At 73.2% G+C, this 16,713-nt stretch carries 16 protein-coding genes; 6 read left to right on the forward strand and 10 right to left on the reverse strand.

Going from position 1 to position 16,713, the window contains the following annotated elements; genetic code table 11:
- Positions 1-21: 21 nt before the first annotated feature.
- From QSK36_RS33615 to QSK36_RS33635, 5 genes are all read right to left on the reverse strand, one after another.
- On the reverse strand, positions 22-2,226 hold the full coding sequence (locus QSK36_RS33615) for a dynamin family protein (protein WP_285785159.1): 2,205 nt from the start codon (positions 2,224-2,226) through the stop codon (positions 22-24).
- Positions 2,223-3,455 (reverse strand): uroporphyrinogen-III C-methyltransferase, encoded by a 1,233-nt coding sequence (cobA, locus tag QSK36_RS33620; protein WP_183544290.1) that lies wholly within the window; start codon positions 3,453-3,455, stop codon positions 2,223-2,225. The genes QSK36_RS33615 and cobA overlap by 4 nt, the downstream gene beginning before the upstream one ends.
- Positions 3,456-3,581: 126 nt before the next feature.
- Positions 3,582-4,667, reverse strand: a complete 1,086-nt coding sequence (cobT, locus tag QSK36_RS33625) for a nicotinate-nucleotide--dimethylbenzimidazole phosphoribosyltransferase (protein WP_285785160.1) — start codon at positions 4,665-4,667, stop codon at positions 3,582-3,584.
- Positions 4,668-4,703: 36 nt separating this feature from the next.
- A complete protein-coding gene (locus QSK36_RS33630; RefSeq protein WP_285785161.1) occupies positions 4,704-5,897 on the reverse strand; it encodes a sirohydrochlorin chelatase in 1,194 nt (397 codons plus the stop codon).
- A 214-nt stretch (positions 5,898-6,111) separates the two neighbouring features.
- The gene (locus QSK36_RS33635) at positions 6,112-7,200 is read right to left on the reverse strand and encodes a GNAT family N-acetyltransferase (RefSeq protein WP_285785162.1); all 1,089 of its coding nucleotides are present in this window, start codon (positions 7,198-7,200) and stop codon (positions 6,112-6,114) included.
- A gap of 134 nt (positions 7,201-7,334) precedes the next feature.
- On the opposite strand from QSK36_RS33635, the gene QSK36_RS33640 reads away from it, so the two are divergent.
- Both QSK36_RS33640 and QSK36_RS33645 read left to right on the forward strand, forming a co-directional pair.
- Positions 7,335-7,754, forward strand: coding sequence for a DUF2795 domain-containing protein (locus QSK36_RS33640; protein ID WP_183544293.1), 420 nt, complete (start codon positions 7,335-7,337; stop codon positions 7,752-7,754).
- A gap of 9 nt (positions 7,755-7,763) precedes the next feature.
- Positions 7,764-8,837: a baeRF2 domain-containing protein gene (locus QSK36_RS33645; RefSeq protein ID WP_183544294.1), complete on the forward strand. Its 1,074-nt coding sequence runs from the start codon at positions 7,764-7,766 to the stop codon at positions 8,835-8,837.
- Between the two features lie 22 nt (positions 8,838-8,859).
- On the opposite strand, the gene QSK36_RS33650 is transcribed toward QSK36_RS33645, so the two are convergent.
- The 3 genes from QSK36_RS33650 to QSK36_RS33660 are packed head-to-tail and all read right to left on the reverse strand — an operon-like array spanning position 8,860 to position 11,617.
- Positions 8,860-9,471 (reverse strand): LutC/YkgG family protein, encoded by a 612-nt coding sequence (locus tag QSK36_RS33650; RefSeq protein WP_285785163.1) that lies wholly within the window; start codon positions 9,469-9,471, stop codon positions 8,860-8,862.
- Positions 9,468-10,883, reverse strand: coding sequence for a lactate utilization protein B (locus QSK36_RS33655; protein ID WP_285785164.1), 1,416 nt, complete (start codon positions 10,881-10,883; stop codon positions 9,468-9,470). Before QSK36_RS33655 ends, QSK36_RS33650 begins: the two co-directional genes overlap by 4 nt.
- Positions 10,880-11,617 (reverse strand): (Fe-S)-binding protein, encoded by a 738-nt coding sequence (locus QSK36_RS33660; protein WP_285785165.1) that lies wholly within the window; start codon positions 11,615-11,617, stop codon positions 10,880-10,882. The genes QSK36_RS33655 and QSK36_RS33660 overlap by 4 nt, the downstream gene beginning before the upstream one ends.
- A 91-nt stretch (positions 11,618-11,708) precedes the next feature.
- Between QSK36_RS33660 and QSK36_RS33665 the strand changes: the two genes are divergently transcribed.
- Positions 11,709-12,437, forward strand: coding sequence for a FadR/GntR family transcriptional regulator (locus tag QSK36_RS33665; protein WP_285785166.1), 729 nt, complete (start codon positions 11,709-11,711; stop codon positions 12,435-12,437).
- A 20-nt stretch (positions 12,438-12,457) separates the two neighbouring features.
- On the forward strand, positions 12,458-13,471 hold the full coding sequence (locus QSK36_RS33670) for an LLM class F420-dependent oxidoreductase (protein WP_182900149.1): 1,014 nt from the start codon (positions 12,458-12,460) through the stop codon (positions 13,469-13,471).
- On the opposite strand, the gene QSK36_RS33675 is transcribed toward QSK36_RS33670, so the two are convergent.
- A complete protein-coding gene (locus tag QSK36_RS33675; RefSeq protein ID WP_285785167.1) occupies positions 13,440-14,150 on the reverse strand; it encodes a CTP synthase C-terminal region-related (seleno)protein in 711 nt (236 codons plus the stop codon). The genes QSK36_RS33670 and QSK36_RS33675 overlap by 32 nt on opposite strands.
- 75 nt (positions 14,151-14,225) lie before the next feature.
- Here QSK36_RS33675 and QSK36_RS33680 point away from each other — a divergent pair, with 75 nt between their 5' ends.
- A complete protein-coding gene (locus tag QSK36_RS33680) occupies positions 14,226-15,068 on the forward strand; it encodes a LysR family transcriptional regulator (RefSeq protein WP_285785168.1) in 843 nt (280 codons plus the stop codon).
- Positions 15,069-15,179: 111 nt separating this feature from the next.
- Here QSK36_RS33680 and QSK36_RS33685 read toward each other — a convergent pair whose 3' ends face one another.
- Positions 15,180-15,650, reverse strand: a complete 471-nt coding sequence (locus tag QSK36_RS33685) for a hypothetical protein (RefSeq protein ID WP_183544304.1) — start codon at positions 15,648-15,650, stop codon at positions 15,180-15,182.
- A gap of 165 nt (positions 15,651-15,815) precedes the next feature.
- Here QSK36_RS33685 and QSK36_RS33690 point away from each other — a divergent pair, with 165 nt between their 5' ends.
- Complete coding sequence (locus QSK36_RS33690) at positions 15,816-16,367, forward strand: DUF4760 domain-containing protein (protein WP_183544306.1); 552 nt, start codon at positions 15,816-15,818, stop codon at positions 16,365-16,367.
- The last annotated feature ends 346 nt before the right edge of the window (positions 16,368-16,713 follow it).

Here is a 16,713-nt window from a genome sequence, read left to right on the forward strand (position 1 = left end):
TGATCTGCCGGATCGGCTGCGTCATCGTGCGACCTCGAGGTTGTACGTTGCCTGGTAGAGCCGCGTCGCCGCGGCCTCGTCCGGGATGCCGGCGCTGTCGAGCGCGTCGACATACCGGAGGGTCTCCTCGTCGAAGAGCAGGCCGACGCGGGCGCGCAGGTCGCTGCGGGCCTTGGCGCTGATGTTGCGCAGCGACTCGGCGCCCAGCAGGCCGCGCAGCAGCCGCTGGGGCAGCGCGCCGGCGCCCGCGCCCGCCGGCGCGTCCGTGGCGCCGTAGCCGAGCAGGCCGATCATGAAGATCAGCGAGAGCGACTCCACGTCGAAGGAGATCAGCTTGGCCACCGACCGCTTGGTCACGCCCTCGGTGCGGATCAGCTCGGTGACGTGGTCCTGCCAGGCGGTGATGGTCCTGGTGGTCCTGCGGGCGATCTCCTCCGCCGGGCGGCCGAGCCCCGGAGTCGCGGCCAGGCGGTCGCCCGCGCCCGCCCGCTGCCGCCAGCGCGCCACGGCCTCCTCGGCGGCCTGCTGGACGGCCGAGTTGACCAGCGCTTCGAGGCCCGCCCGCAGGGCGGCCCTCAGCCCGCGCACCCGCTCGGGGCCCTGCTGGTGGCCCTTGACGCCGCGGCGCAACCGGAGGGTGCGCATGAGGTCGCCCGAGCCGGCGAAGTCCTGCCACCGGGCGAGCACCTCCCCGCGCAGCAGCGAGCCGTCCCTGGTCGCCTCGTCGATCCGCGCCAGGGCGCCCATGTAGGCCGCGTCGACGTCGGAGCGCAGATCGGCGCGCAGGGCGACCTGGGTCTCGAGATGCCGGGCGAGCGCGGGCAGCCGGGTGCGGAAGCTGTTCAGCACGCCGTTCAGCGTCGCCTTGACCGCCGCGTCCCGCCGCTCGTCGTCGACGGACAACGCGGACAGCCACATGCGGAGATCCGCGATCTCGATCTCGGGCAGCCGCCCGCCCTGTACGGACGTCTCCTTGATGACGAAGCGTTCGACCTCGCCCAGGCCGTACTCGTGCAGCATCCGGCCGAAGTGCTTCACGACGACCTCGCGGGACCTCGGCGGCACGCGGGACAGCACGATGACCAGGCGCGCCCCGCGTTCCTTGGCCCGGCGCAGCAGGCTCCAGGACGGCGCGTCGGCGTACCGGGACGCCGTGGTGACGAACACCCACAGGTCGGCGGCGTCCAGCATGCGGTGCGCGATCTCGTGGTGCTCCTCCACGACCGAGTCGATGTCGGGCGTGTCGAGCAGCGCGAGTCCCCGGGGCAGGGACGGGCTCGACGTCAGCACCACGCTGCCGGGCGGGGCGTCCCGCGTGGGTTCTTCGAGCCTTTGCACACCTCCGAGGAGGTCGCCCCGCGCATACCACTCGTGGTCGTCGGGGTGGCAGACGATCACGGGCGTCGCCGTGGTCGGGCGGCGCACTCCCGTGGCCGAGACCTTCCCTCCGGCGAGCGAGTTGACGATGGTGGACTTGCCCGCCCCCGTCGAACCGGCCACGGCGATCAGCGCGGGTGCGGTGCTCATGTGGACGCGCGGGATGACGTAGTCGTCGAGCTGCGCCAGGACCGCCGCCTGTGCCTTGCGCGCCTCCTCGGAGCCCGGCACGTCGAGACCGAAGTGCAGGCCCTTCACCGCCGTGCGGAGCTGGTTGAGCGCCTCGGTCAGCGCCGCCGAGACCGGCTCCGGCATCGGGAACGAACGGGCCCGATCGCCGTCAAGCTCGTCGGCGGCGTCCTCCGTGCCCTCCGTGCCTTCGGTGTGCTCGGTGTGCTCGGCGTGCTCGGCGTGCTCCGCGTCTTCAGCGCCCTTCGAGTCGTCCTCAGCGTCCGCCGAGTCCTCAAGGTCCTCCGCGTCCTCGGCGTCTGCTGAGTCTTCGGCGTCTGCGGCGTCTGCCGCGCCCTGTTCGCCGTCGCCGTCCGCCGGCCCGGCCTCGGTCTTATCGGTCTTATCGGTCTCCTCGGCCGCCGCGTCGTGCGAGGCCCCGTCGGGCTCGGCGGACCGCACGGGGTCGTCCGCGGCGGACCCGGCGGACGGGCGCCCGCCCGAGCCCGAGGGAGACGAAGCGGGCTCCGGCGCGGGCTCGTCGTCGCGGATCGGGCGGAACGCGATGGTCTGCTCCCCCGGCGACTCCGGGTGCTCCTCGATGTCCGGCTCCTCGGTCACGGCGTCGCCGGAACCCGCACCGGTCCCGTGGTCGGGCGTGTTCCTGGCTGCCGATCTCACGGGATCCGCTCCGCTCGCACCATTTCGATCTCCTGGCCGACCTTGACGACCTCACCGACGATCACGATCGCCGGAGGCCGCACTCCGGCCGCGGTCACCCGTTCCGCCACGGTCGACAACGTCGCGGCAACGGCTCGCTGGGTCGGAAGAGTACCGTCCTGTACCACCATCACGGGAGTTTCCGGTGAACGTCCGTCTCGAACCAGCGTTTCGGCGATCTCCTTGATCCGTTCGACCGCCATGAGAAGTATCAGGGTTCCCGTCGATCTCGCCAATCCGGGCCAGTCGACGGTGGACGCGGGGTCGCCGGGCGCGACGTGCACGGAGATGACGTGGAACTCCTGGCTCACCCCGCGATGGGTGACCGGGACTCCGGCCGCCCCGGGCACCGCGACCGCGCTGGTGATCCCGGGCACCACGGTCACCGGGATGCCCGCCCGGGCACAGGCGATCATCTCCTCGCCGCCCCGGCCGAAGACGAACGGATCGCCGCCCTTCAGCCGTACGACGAATCTGCCCTTGCGGGCGTGCTCGATGAGCAGTTCGTTGATCTTCTCCTGGGGCAGCGACCGGCCGTACGGCACCTTCGCCGCGTCGATCAGCTCGACGTCGGGCGACAGCTCGTCCAGGAGCGCGCGCGGCGCGAGGCGGTCGGCCACGACCACGTCGGCCTGGGCCAGGAGCTGGCGCCCCCGCACGGTGATCAGGCCGGGGTCGCCGGGACCGCCGCCCACCAGCGCGACGCCGACCGGCTTGGTGCGGTGCCGCCGGGCGTCCACGGTGCCGTCGCGCAGCGCGCCCACGATCGCGTCACGGATGCCGGCCGCCCGGCGGGGGTCGCCACCGGCGGTGACCGCCACGCCGACCTCGTCCACCCGCCCGCTGGCGGGGGTCCAGGCCGCGGAGGCGTCCTTGTCGTCGGCCCGCACGCACCAGATGCGCTTGGCCTCGGCCTCGGCGGCGACCGCGGTGTTGACGTCGCGGTGGTCGGTGCAGGCGTGCACCAGCCAGGCGCCGTCGCAGTCGCCGACCTGGTAGGGCCGCCGCTCCCAGGTCACCCGGCCCGTGGCGATGAGGTCGTCCAGCGCCGGGGTGACACTGGGCGAGACCAGGGTGACGGAGGCTCCGGCGTCGAGCAGTGCGGGGACCCGTCGCTGAGCGACGCGTCCGCCTCCGACCACGAGCACACGCCGCCCGTCGAGGCGGAGGCCGAGCAGGTAGGGCGCCATGACCCCTGTCTCCCTATTGCGTCAAGCGTGCATTGTTAGGAGGCAAACCTACCCGCTGGGCTCGGGCGACATTCACAGGATGAGACTTGTGAGTCCACGGGGCGGTCGCCCGCGGGCCCGCGCGGCTCATTCGCCCTTGTCCGCCACGCCCGCGGAGTCGAAGGTGGCGACCTCGTGCATGACCCGCGCCGCCGCGCTGACCAGAGGGTGGGCGAGCAGCCCGCCGGTTCCCTCTCCGAGGCGCAGCCGCAGGTCGACGAGCGGGTCGAGGCCCAGGTGGGCCAGCGCGGCCGCGTGGCCGGGCTCGGCCGAGCGGTGCCCGGCCAGGCAGTAGCCGATCGCGTCGGGCGCGAGCGCGCCGGCCACCAGGGCCGCGGCTCCGGCGATCACCCCGTCGAGGATGACGGGCACCCGGGCCGCGGCGGCGCCGAGCACGAAACCGGCGATCGCCGCGTGCTCCAGGCCGCCGACCGCCGCGAGCACGCGCAGCGCCTCGTCGGGCCCGCCGGGTACGGCTTCCGCCTCGGTGATCCCGTTGGCCCGCAGGCCCCGCCGTACAATTTCGATCTTGTGCTCGTAGGTGGCGTCGTCGACGCCGGTCCCCCGGCCGGTGACCCCGGCGGCGGGCCTGCCGGTGAAGGCGCAGATCAGGGCGGCCGACGCGGTGGTGTTCGCGATGCCCATGTCGCCGGTGACCAGGCAGCGCCCGCCCGCGTCCACCAGCTCGCGGGCGACCTCGATCCCGGCCGTCAGGGCGGCGGTGGCCTGCTCCTGCGTCATCGCGGGCCCCTGCGACAGGTCGGCCGTGCCGTACGCGACCTTGCGGGCGAGCAGCCGGGGCGCGGGCGGCAGGTCGGCCGCGACGCCCACGTCCACCACGGTCACCGACGCGCCCACCTCGGCGGCGAAGGCGTTGGCGACCGCTCCTCCCGCCGTGAAGTTGGCCACCATCTGCGCGGTGACCTCCTGCGGCCAGGGGCTCACCCCTTGCGCGTGCACGCCGTGGTCGGCGGCGAAGATCGCCAGGGCGGCCGGGACCGGGAGCGGCGGCGGGCACGTCCCGGCGATGCCGGCGAGCCGCACCGCGACGTCCTCGAGCACCCCGAGCGAGCCGCTCGGCTTGGTGAGCCTGTCCTGGTGGGCCCTGGCCTCCGCCATGGGGCCGGGCTCGACCGGGCGGATGGCGCCGATCGTCTCGCCGAGGGACGTCATGCTTTCTCCTTCTGCGCGGCGGCTACACCACGCTGGCTACACCACGCTGGCGACTCCGGGCTGGGCGAGCGGCCCGTCCGGCGCATCGCCGCGGGGCTCCTCCCCCGCCTCGCCGCGGCCGGCCACGCCGATCATGCTATCGGCCTCGATCTCGCCTTCCGTTTCCGGTTCCAGGGTCTCGGCGTCGAGCGCCTCCACGTCGAAGGCGTCCACGTCGAGCGATTCCAGCTCCAGGGACGCGGGGTTCAGAGGCTCAGGGCTCAGCGGCTCGGCGTCGGCGTCCCGGGTCGTGTTCAGCCGCGCGGCGAGGGCGGTCACGAGGCCGGCGCCGTTCTCGGCGCCCGGGCCCATGTCCGGCGTACTCCTGGCGGGGAACGGCCGGGTCACCGGCAGCACCGTGGACGGGCGGCGCGCGGCCGGCGCCGAGGACTGGCCGCCCCCGGCGAGCGCCTCCTCATACCTGTCGATCACCACGTCGGCGAGGCCCTCGCAGTCGCCGATCACCTCGGCGCAGCGGATGTCGAGGCCCTCGTGGTTGGCGCCGTACGCCAGCGCCTGCGCCCAGATGCGTTCGAGGACTCCGCCGGCGAACAGGACGTACGGCAGGACGATCACGCGCTTGGCGCCGAGCCTGCGGCAGCGCTCCAGGCCGCCCGGCACGCCGGGGCGGGTGTGTGACACGTACGCGGTCTCCACGGTCAGCAGGTCGGCGGCGTGGGTCTCCCAGAACAGCCGCGAGACCCGGTGGACCTCGGCGTTGACGGCGGGGTCGGTGGAGCCGTGCCCGACCAGGACGACCGCGGTCTCGCCGGGCGCGATCTCGGCGGGCGGTTCGTCGGTCACGAACCGCGGCATCTCGGCGCGGGCGTCGGCGAGCCGCTCCGCGAGCAGCTTGAGCACCCGCGAGTCGGGCCCGAGGGGGCGGCCGAGGTCGTATTCGAGCGTGGGGTGCCGCTCCTGCTCCAGGGCCATGGTGCCGGGGATGTCCCCGAGCGCGCGCCGGTCGCCGGTCAGACTGAGCGGCACCGCGATCAGGTGGTGATGCCCCCGGGCCACGAGAGAGGCGATGGAGTCGCCGAGCGGGGGGCGGGCGTTCGTGATGAAGCCGCCGCTCACCTCGGCGGGAAGCCCGTCGAGGCGGCAGCGAAGGCGGTGAACGAACCTGCCGAACTCGGCGACGCCGGTCTCATCGTGGGTGCCGTGGCCGATGAGCAGCAGCGGCGGTTTCATCTAGCTGATCTCCCCTGCAGTTGACCTGCGTGTCGTTCACAATCCCCCGCCCGTCGGGCCGGCGCCGCCCGTGCGCATGCGGGGACCGGGTCTCCCGCTTCTGGACGCGCGCTCACCGGCCGGCGGGAGGCTCACGGCTGGCGAGGATAGCCTTCCGGCCCCCAATCATGGTGGCCACTTGACCGGTGGCACAGCGACTAGGGGGATTCTTTACCTAATGCCAGGAAATTTCCCCGTTGAGCATGCCGAACAGGACGGCGTCGGCCCAGCCCCCCGGGATCGGCAGCGCCTGCCGCATGATGCCCTCCTCGATGAACCCGGCCTTCCTCGCGACCGCCTGGCTGGCGCGGTTGCCCGTCGCCACCAGCAGGTGGACCCGGTGGAAGCCGAGGTCGAACAGGTAGGCCGTGGCCAGTTGCGTGGCCTCCACCGCGTACCCCCTGCGGCGGGCCCACGGCGCGATCCAGTACCCCAGTTCGGCGTCCCCGCGTTCGTGGTCCTCACGCTGCACGCCGATGGCTCCGGCGAGCCGTTCCCCGTCCTTCGGCTGTATCGCGAAGTTGCCACCATAGCCGGGGCCGTTCGCGTGCGCGAGCCGGGTGCACCACTCCAGCGCGCGCTCCAGCGTGTAGCCCTCGGCCCACGGCATCCAGCGGGCGATCTCGGAGTCGCCCTTCACCGCGTCGACGACGTCGAAGGCGTCCTGCCGGGCGAACGGCCGCAGGACCAGCCGCTCGCTCTCGATCCTGCGGCGCGGAACCCACCGATCGTCGCCGCGCAGCCGGCCGAAGACCACCAGGTCGTGCGGGCCGTCGTCTTCGAATCCCGCGCCGCGGAGCAGTCCCTCACGGGTGAAGCCCGCCTTCTCCGCGACCCTGATCGACGCGAGGTTGTCGGCGTTGGCCCGCAGTTCGATCCGCCTCAGCGGGCCCTCCCCGAGCAGGCGGCCGACGAGCCCGCGGACCGCCTCGGTCGCGTATCCCCGGCGGCGGTAGGCGGGGTGCACGCCGTATCCCACCTCGGCGGTGCCCACGCCCCACTGGGCCTTGAAGACGCTGATCGACCCGACCACGCCGTCCCGCGCGTGCATCGCGAGGTGGATCCCCTGGCCCGAGCGCCACAGCTCGTGCACGCCGTGCGACAGCCACTGCGCGATCCCGGACGCGTGCCCGGGCGCGCCCGGCGGCAGCGCGGTGGAATGCGCGCCGTCCTCGATGACGGCCCGCACCTGGCCCGCGTCCCCGGGGCCGAACGGCCGCAGGATCAGCCGTTCGGTGTTGATCGTCAGCCGCTCGTCGAACAATGCGTCACTCCATCACATAAGCGGATTTTTCGGCCGCCGCAGATTATGTGGGACACGGCCTCATCGCTCCCGATGTTTGGGGCAGGCGGTCCGGGTACGAGGCACGACAGTGACCCTAATCGGGAGGTGAGGTCATGAGTATCCAACGCGGCAGCGACAAGCACGGCCGCCGGCTCGACGAGCAGCAGAAGCACGAGACGCAAGGCCTCGTGCAGGGCACCGGAACCACCCGGGCGGAGGAGTGGCGCGAGCCCGAGCCGACGCAGCAGCCCGAGGAGGACATGTCGCCGCCGCGCCGGCAGCCGCCCGGCCGCGAACCCGGGACGCCGCTCGGCATCACCCCCGCCGACGTGGAGCGCCGCAGCCACCTCGCCACCTGGCTCAGCGACGCCGGTTTCCCCGCCGACCCGGCCAAACTGCTCGCCCACGCGGAACGCAAGAACGCCCCCGACGCCGTGATCGACGCCGTACGGCGACTGCCCGAGATGAGGTTCCACAACATCGGGGAGGTGGCGGAGGCACTCGGACTCGGAGTGGAACGGCAGCGCTGGTAGGGAGGGCCCGTGAGACTGGACTTCATTCGCCGGCTGTACGAGCGGGGCGGCCCGTATGCCTCCGTATATGTGGATACCGACCGGTCGTCCGAGGGCGCGGCCAACGTCATCCAGCGGCGGTGGGCCCATCTCAGGGAGCGGCTCACCGAGGAAGGAGCGCCCGCCTCGGCCCTCGATCCCATCGGCGAGCTGATGCTCGACCCCGGGTGGGTCGCGCCCGGACGCGCCGCCTTCGCCAGGGAGGGCGAGGTCGTGTTCACCGAGCCGCTCACCCACCGGCCGCGCCGCCAGACCGCGCGGTGGTCGCCGCTCCCCCACGTGGTGCCGCTGCTCGCGCAGCGCGGCGAGCACGTCCCACATATCGAGGTGCTGGCCGACCGGGCCGGGGGCGACGTCGCCGTCGTGGCCGACGGGCGGCGGCGCGAGCTGACGGTGGAGGTGGCGGACCCGGACCGGTCGCTCCAGAAGACCGGCCAGGGCGGCTGGTCGCAGGCCAACTTCGACCGGGAGGTCGAGGAGGGCTGGCGCCGCAACGCCGTGGCCGTCGCCGAGGTGGTGGAGAAGGAGGCGCACGGCATCGGCGCGGAGGTCGTGGTGCTGGCCGGCGATCCCAAGGCCCGCGCGCTCGTGACCGACTACCTCGCCAAGGACGTCGTACGGCGGCTGACGGTTGCCGAGCACGGCAGCCGCGCCCCGGGCGCCGACCTGGACCACTTCCGGCAGGAGGTCGAAGGGGCCTGCCGCGCCTGGACCGATCGGCGCTGCGAGGAGCTGCTGAACACGTACGCGGCGGGCAACGCCGTGGCGGGCCTGGCGGAGACGGCACGCGCGCTGCGCGACCGGCGGGTGGGCGCGGTGCTGATGCACGACGACCCGTCCTCCACGGCCATGATGTGGATCGGCCCCGAGCCCACGCAGTTGTCCACCGACCCGGCGGAGCTGGCCGCCTGGGGGGTGGAGGAGCCCATGCGGGAACGCGCGGACGCCGCCCTCGCGCGGGCGGTGGCCGCGACCGACGCCGAGCTGTGGTTCGTCCCGCGCCTCGATTCGCCCGACGGCATCGGCGCGCTGCTGCGCTTCTGACGCGCAGGAATCGGGATGGGGTTCAGACCACGATCAGCACTTCGAGCGTGCGGGGGCCGTGGACGCCCTCGACCCGGTTCAGCTCGATGTCGCTGGTCGCCGAGGGGCCGCTGATCCAGGTCAGGGGCCGCGCGGGGGCGAGCCGGGCGACGGCGTCCGGCACCCCCGCGACGACCTGGGCGGCCCGCACCACGCACAGGTGGTGATCGGGCACCAGAGTGAGCGCCCGCCGGCCCTGGCCCGGCCCGGTGTCGAGGACGATCGTGCCGGTCTCCGCGATCGCGACCGCGCAGGTGGTGAGCACGCCGTCCACGGCGTCGAGGTCGGCGGCGCTCAGCGGCGGGTCGTCGGCGACCGCCTCCACGTCCGCGGCGGCGAGCCATCGCGCGGGGAACCCGGCGGGCACGACGACCCGCCGCGCCCCGCGCCCGGCGAGAGACAGCGCGACGCGCTCCGCCACGCCCGCCTCGTCCACGAGGTGGACCACGGCGCGGTAATCGCGGACCCGCTCCTCGAACAGGCGGATCTCGCCCGGCGTCTGCGAAGGCCCGCGGTAGCCGCGGGTGATCTCGACGTCGGGCACGCCCGCCAGGGCGCGGCGGACCCGGGCGAGGATCAGGTCGCGGGAGCTCATCGGCGTCCTCCGTCCGTGCGGTCCCACCATGCGCGGAACGACTCTTCCGGCACCTCGGGGAGGTCCCTTGTGTCGGTCCAGCCGCCGAGAGGCCCGGGCAGCCGGCGGGGCACGAGCCGGCGCAGCCGGCCCCCGGCCCGCTGCAGGCGCGCCAGCCGTCCCGACCGCTCGAACACCCATCCGGCCGCCGCCATCCCGGCGCGCTCCGGCCAGGGGTGGCGGGCCCGGGCCCGCAGGTCCAGCAGTACGGACGGGATGTCGATGGCCACCGGGCAGACCTCGTAGCAGGCCCCGCACAGCGAGGAGGCGTACGGCAACGAGCGGTCGAGCTCGGAGCCCATGCCGCGGAGCTGTGGCGTAAGGATCGCCCCGATCGGCCCGGGATAGACCGACCCGTACGCGTGGCCGCCCGCCCGTTCGTACACGGGGCAGACGTTGAGGCAGGCCGAGCAGCGGATGCAGCGCAGGGCCTGCCGCCCCACCTCGTCGGCGAGGACGCGGGTGCGGCCGTTGTCGAGCAGCACGAGGTGGAACTCCTGACCCTCGGCGGCGCCGGTCCACGTCGAGGTGTAGGGGTTCATCCGCTCCCCGGTGGAGCTGCGGGGCAGCAACTGCAGGAAGACCTCCAGGTCGCGCCAGGTCGGCAGCACCTTCTCCACGCCGACCACGCTGATCAGGGTGCGCGGCAGGGTGAGGCACATGCGGCCGTTGCCCTCGGACTCCAGCACGACCATCGTGCCGGTCTCGGCGATCGCGAAGTTGGCGCCGGAGATCGCCACCTTGGTCTTCAGGAAGCGCTCGCGCAGATGGAGCCTGGCCGCCTCGGCCAGCGCCTCGGGGTCGTCGGTCAGGTCCTCGGGGGCGGGCCTGCCCCAGCCGGACATGTGCTCGGCGAAGATCTCCCGGATCTCCGCGCGGTTGCGGTGGATCGCCGGGACGAGGATGTGCGAGGGCCGGTCGTCGCCCAGTTGCACGATGAGCTCGGCGAGGTCGGTCTCGTACGCGGTGATGCCGTGCTCCAGCAGCGCCTCGTTGAGCCCGATCTCCTGGGTGGCCATCGACTTGACCTTGACGACCTCGGTCTCGCCCGTGGCCTTCACCAGCCCGGCGACGATCCGGTTGGCCTCGGCCGCGTCGGCGGCCCAGTGCACCTGGCCTCCGGCCGCCGTGACGGCCTCCTCCAGCTGCACCAGGTATCTGTCCAGGTTGCGGAGCGTGTGCTCCTTGATCGTCCGGCCGGCCTCGCGCAGCTCGGCCCAGTCGGGCGCCTCCGCGACGACGCTCGCCCGCCTGGCCCTGATCGTCCGAGTCGCCTTGCGCAGGTTGAACCGCAGCTGCGAGTCCCGCAGGGCTCTCGCGGCGTTGCGGGAGAAGGACCGGGTCGCCGGCATGCCGAGGAAGGTGACGCTCATCGGACCCCCGCCGTCTCGGTCGAGCAGAGGATCTCGGCCAGGTGCGTCACCCGCACACCCGACCTCTGCCGGCCGAGCATGCCGCCGATGTGCATCAGGCACGAGTTGTCGGCCGCGCACAGCACCTCGGCACCGGTGTCGAGGACGGCCCGCACCTTGTCGGCGCACATCGCCGCCGACACCTCGGCGTTCTTCAGCGCGAAGGTGCCGCCGAAGCCGCAGCACTCCTCCGCGCCCGGCAGTGGCACCAGTTCGAGCCCCTTGACGTGGCGTAACAGCGTCAGCGGGCGGTCGCCCAGGCGGATGCCGCGCAGGGAGTGGCACGTCGGGTGGTAGGTGACCCGGTGCGGGAAGTAGGCCCCCACGTCGGTCACCCCCAGCACGTCGACCAGGAACTCGGTCAGCTCGTACGTCTTCGGCACGACCTGCGCCACCGCGTCGGCGAAAGGTCCGGACGACCCGGCCAGCTTCGGGTACTGCTCACGGATCATGGCCGCGCACGAGCCCGAGGGGACGACGACCGCGTCGTAGCCGCGCAGCGCCGCCACGCTCCGCCGGGCCAGCCGTACGGCCTCGTCCCGGTAGCCGGTGTTGGCGTGCATCTGGCCGCAGCAGGTCTGGGCGCGGGGGAAGTCGGCCTCGACGCCGAGGCGGCGCAGCAGGCGCACGACCGCCCGGCCGGTGTCCGGGAAGAGCGTGTCGTTGACGCAGGTGACGAACAGGGCTACCCGCACATGCCCTCCCGGCGTGTATGGTCAGACCAAATATGGTCAGACCATACATCCTGGTTCGCCCCCGGCGACACCGGCATCGGGAGGAGCCGCGGTGACCACCGAAGAACGCCGGCGTCCGGACGCCCGCCCGCGCGCCTTCGAGGAGGTGCTCGCCCGCATCGAGGAACGGATCGCGGCCGACGGCCTGACCGTGGGCGACCGGCTGCCGGGGGAACGGCAGCTCGCCGAGCAGCTCGGCGTGGGCCGGTCGTCGGTCAGGGAGGCGCTGCGCGTGCTGGAGACCCTCGGGGTGGTCGCGTCGCAGGCCGGGCGGGGCCCGGACGCCGGGGCGGTGCTCACCTCCCGCCCGGGAAACGCGCTCACCGACCTGCTCCGGCTGCATCTCGGCCTCGCGACGCTCTCGATGCGCGAGGTGATCGACACCCGGCTGATGATCGAGCAGTGGGCCGCGGCCCGCGCGGCGGCGGCTTCCACGCCGGCGGCTTCCGCGCGCACGGCGACGGCGCGGATGGCGGAGGCGATCGCGGCCATGGACGCCGCCGGCGATCCCGCCGAGTTCGTCGAGCACGACATCGCGTTCCACCTGGCCCTCGCGGAGGCGGCGGGCAACCGGCTGATCGTGGCGGTCATGCGGGCGCTGCGCGACGCCCTGCGCCGCTACGCCGTGGACGCGGTCGTACGGCTCGGCGACACCGGCGGCCTGCAGGACGACCACCGGCGCATCCACCGGGCGATCGAGGACGGCGACGCCGGGGCGGCGGCGGCCGCGGTCGCCGAGCACCTTGCCCGCGCCTATCCGGACTCTGGCCGGGATTCATAGAACGTGTTCTAATCACGCCTGTGGCCGATGATCTGAGACTCGGGCTGAACCTCGGGTACTGGCAGCGGAACGCCGACGACGCGACCGAGGTCGTGCAAGCCGCCGAACGGCTGGGCTACGAGTCGGTGTGGACCGCCGAGGCGTACGGCAGCGACGCGTTCACCCCGCTGGCCTGGTATGGCGCCAGGACCAGCCGCATCAAGCTCGGCACCAGCGTCGCCCAGCTGTCCGCCCGGCCCCCGGTGACGACCGCGATGACCGCGATGACGCTCGACCACCTGACCGGCGGGCGGCTGCTGCTCGGCGTCGGCGCCTCGGGCCCGCAGGTCGTCGAGGGCTGGTATGGCCAGCCGTTCGCCGCGCCGCTCGCCCGCACCCGCGAGTACGTCGAGATCATGCGCAGGGTGTGGCGGCGGGAGGAGCCGGTGACCAACCCCGGCCCGCACTATCCGCTGCCGCTGCCCGGCGGCCTCGGCAAGCCGCTCAAGCTGATCACCCGTCCACTCCGGCCCGACATCCCGGTCTACCTGGGCGCGGAGGGCCCGAAGAACGTCGCGCTCGCCGCCGGGATCGGGCAGGGCTGGCTGCCGCTGTTCGCCTTCCCCGAGAAGATCGAGGCGATGTACGGCGACGCGCTGTCCGGCGCGAAACCGGGGTTCGACGTCGCCGCCATGGTCATGGTGGTCGTCACCGACGACCTGCGGGCCGCGCTCGACGGCGTGAAGATGATGCTGACGCTCTACATCGGCGGCATGGGGGCCAGGACCCGCAACTTCCACGCGGACATCATCGGCCGCATGGGCTACGCCGAGCAGGCCCGCCGCATCCAGGAGCTGTATCTGGCCGGCCGCCGCGACGAGGCGTTCGCCGCCATTCCCGACGAGCTGGCCGACGGCATCGCGCTCCTCGGGCCGCTCGGCCGCATCCGGGAGCGGCTGGAGCTGTGGCGCCGCAGCCCGGTCACCACGCTGCTCGTCATGGGTCCCCGCGACGAGCCCACGCTCAGAGCCGTACGGGATCTGGTCCTCGGCTGAGCGCCGCCCGGTCGGCGGCAGCGGCGGCGAACGCGCGCACGAGCGGATGGGGCCGGCTCTCGGCCAGCTCGGGCTGGAACAGCGTGACCAGATAGAAGGGGTGGCCGGGCAGTTCGGCCACCCGCGTCTCCCCCTCCTCGTCGTGGCCGGTGAAGCGCAGGCCGTGGGCCTCCAGGGTCTCCAGATAGGCGGGATCGGGGCCGTAGGAGCAGAAGTACCGCTCCACGGTCCGGTCGGCGCCGACGATCCGCTCGGCGAGCGAGCCGGGGACGAGCCGCACCGCCGCCTCGTGACCGGCGAGGGAGCAGGCGAGCTGCCTGATCAGCGGGTTCGGGGCGTCCGGGTCGTTCTCCGCGTGGCTCACGCTCAGCCCGCACACGTGGCGGGCGTACTCCAGCAGGGCGTGCTGGAAGCCGGCGCAGGTGCCGAGCAGCGGGATCGCGTTCTCCCTGGCGGTCCGCGCGGCCGTGATCGCGCCCTGCTCGCTGCGGTAGGGGCTGCCGGGCAGGATCCAGACGCCGTCGAACCCGCCGAGATCGGCGACCTCGTCGGTCCTGATCCAGTAGGCGTCGAGGTCCAGCCCCTCGCGCTCGCGCAGCGCGTCGAGGATGAGCGGGATGCGGGTGTGGGAGCGGACGGCGGGTGACCGGTCGCCCACCAGCGCGATGCGGGGTCTCATGACCTCCATGCTGGAGACGTGCGAACTTAATGACAAATGATGATTTCTGAGGTCTGCATAAGCGATGCTGATGTCGTGGACCCTCATCTGCTGCGCACGTTCGTGACCGTGGTCGCCGAGGGGTCGTTCTCGGCCGCCGCGGATCGGCTCGGCTACACCCAGCCCGCGGTGTCCCAGCAGATCGCGGCGCTGGAGGCCGACCTCGGGGTGCCGCTGCTCACCCGCCGTCCCGTACGGCCGACCAGGGCGGGCGAGCGCCTGCTGGAGCACGCGGGTCCGCTGCTGCTGCGGCTGCGGGCCGCGCGGGCGGACGTGGCGCGGCTGGCCGCGCAGCCGCGGACCCTCACCGTCGCCGCCGGCCCGCTCGCCCTCACGGCGGGTACGGCGGCGGCGCTGGCGGGGGTGACGACGCTGCGCATCGCCGGCGCGGCGGCGGCCGTGGCGCTGGTGGCCTCGGGCGAGGCCGACCTCGCGCTGGCCGACGGCCCGGCCGCGCCCTCCGACCCGCTGAACCTCCCCGAGGCGGGGCCGCTCACCACCGTCGGCGTACGGGAGGAGGAACTGGTCGTCGTGCTGCCGGAGGGGCATCCGCTGGCGGGCCGGACCGGTCTGCGGCTGGACGACCTGGCCGACGCCCTGTGGGTGGACGCCCCGGAGGTGATGCCGCTCGACCGCCTGCGCGCGGTTGCGCGGCTCGACGGGCTGCGGCCCGGCATCCGTTACGAGGGCCACGACCCGGCCGTCGCGGCGCGCCTGGCCGCGGCCGGGCACGGCCTGACCCTGCTGCCCGCGTCCGCCGCGCCGTGCGGGGTGCGGGTGCCGCTGGTCGCGCCGAGGATCGTGCACCGGGTCGAACTGGTGCACGCGGCCCTCCCGCCGGGCCCCGCCGCCGAGGTCGTCCGCGCGCTCACGTCCTGAGCCCCTCCAGACCGCCGGCGGCAGGACGGAGAAGACGCCGCGGACACCGGACAGCCGCTGTCCGGTGTCCGCGCCCGAGAACGCGGAGAAGTGCTCGCGTGGCAACGGATATCAACCGGACAGGTCGCCCACCGCGTCGGCGTAGTAATCCGACCCGCCGAGGTGGAAGGCGACCTGGCGGAGCGTCCAGCCCTCCCCCGGCGAGTGGTCGAGCTGCTCCGGGGTCAGCACCTCCAGGCGGGCCGTCCAGATCCGGGCGAGCCGGGTGAGCCTGCTGCGGGCCTCGTCGAGGTCCTGCTCGGTGAACGGGGCGAGGTCGGCCGCAGTAGTGATCATCGACGCGTGCCAGTGGTCCGGCAGGGGCATGCGACCGGCCAGCCGGTCCTCGACCTCCGCCAGGTGGTCCACGAGATGGTCGGCCACCCGGCGGATCGCCTTGTGCGGGGTGTAGATCCGGTCGCCCGACGGCACCGGACGGCCGTCCCAGGCGGTCCAGGTCGCCGCCAGGCGGAGAACGTGGTCGATCATCTCGGTCACGACCCGCGCGGGCTCGCGGTCGTCGGTCAGCGGGGTGTCGGTCATGTGCGGCCTCCGGGGTGCGAGGGGATGTGCCGCGCAGGCTAGACCCCCGGCGTTTCGACGCCCGCCGAAACGTCCCGTCGAGCGTTTTCCGGAAATGAGCGAACCATTCGGAGAACCCGGGCGTTGGCATCGGATGAAGGGTCCCGAATATCACCGAGGAGATCGATGGACCTGTCCGATATCGCCGCGTTGGCGGTCTCCCTGCTCGCGCTCGTCGTGTCCGTCATCACGGCCCTGCGGCAGACGACGATGATGCGGCACTCGAATCAGCTCCCCGTTCTGGTCGAGCTTTTTCAAGAATTCCGGTCGACGGAATGGCAGCGCGCCGAGGCCTACGTCCTGGGACGCCTCCGGGCCGAGCACGACCCGGAGATCGGCTGCTCAGCCCTGCCGGACGAGGCGAGGATCGCCGTCAACAAGGTGATCGGGTACTTCAGCGGATTCGGCTACTTCGTCTACAAGAAAATGGCGGCCGAAAGTCTCGTCGTCCCGCTGATCGGATATCGCGCGAGCAGGGCGTGGGACGCCGTAGAGCCGTTCGTCCGGCGCGAGCGCGAGATTCGCGGATCCGACGACCGATACGCGGGCATGTTCGAGGATTTCGTGGGGCGAGTCCGCGCGCACATGCCGCTGCACACCAGTTATGGACTCCGTCTCAAAACTCTCCCAGTGACACCGAATCAGGTACGAGCTGAAGAAAAGCCGCAAATGCCCTGAACCATCCTTCCCCGCCGGGTGGTCCCGGACCGGATTAGCGCGATCGCGGACGGGATAAGAGTGAGGCAGGTCACACACCCGGCGCGGGGGGAGAACACATGCGGTCCACGTCGTCAGCGGTGAGCCGGGCGGCCGCCGGCGTGTACGCGGCCCTCGCCGCCCAGGTCGTCTCGGTGGCCGCGCTCGCCGTGTTCGAGGAGACCCGGGGCAGGCGGCTGGCCACGCAGATCGCGGCCTTCGGCGGCGATCCCGCCTCTCCCGCCGCCCGGACCGTCAGCGGCGCGGCGACGGCGTTCGCCGTGCTGGTCCTGGTGATGATCGGCGCCACCGTGGCGTGCGCCGCCGC

This window comes from Microbispora sp. NBRC 16548 (assembly GCF_030268985.1).
Taxonomy (GTDB): domain Bacteria; phylum Actinomycetota; class Actinomycetes; order Streptosporangiales; family Streptosporangiaceae; genus Microbispora; species Microbispora catharanthi.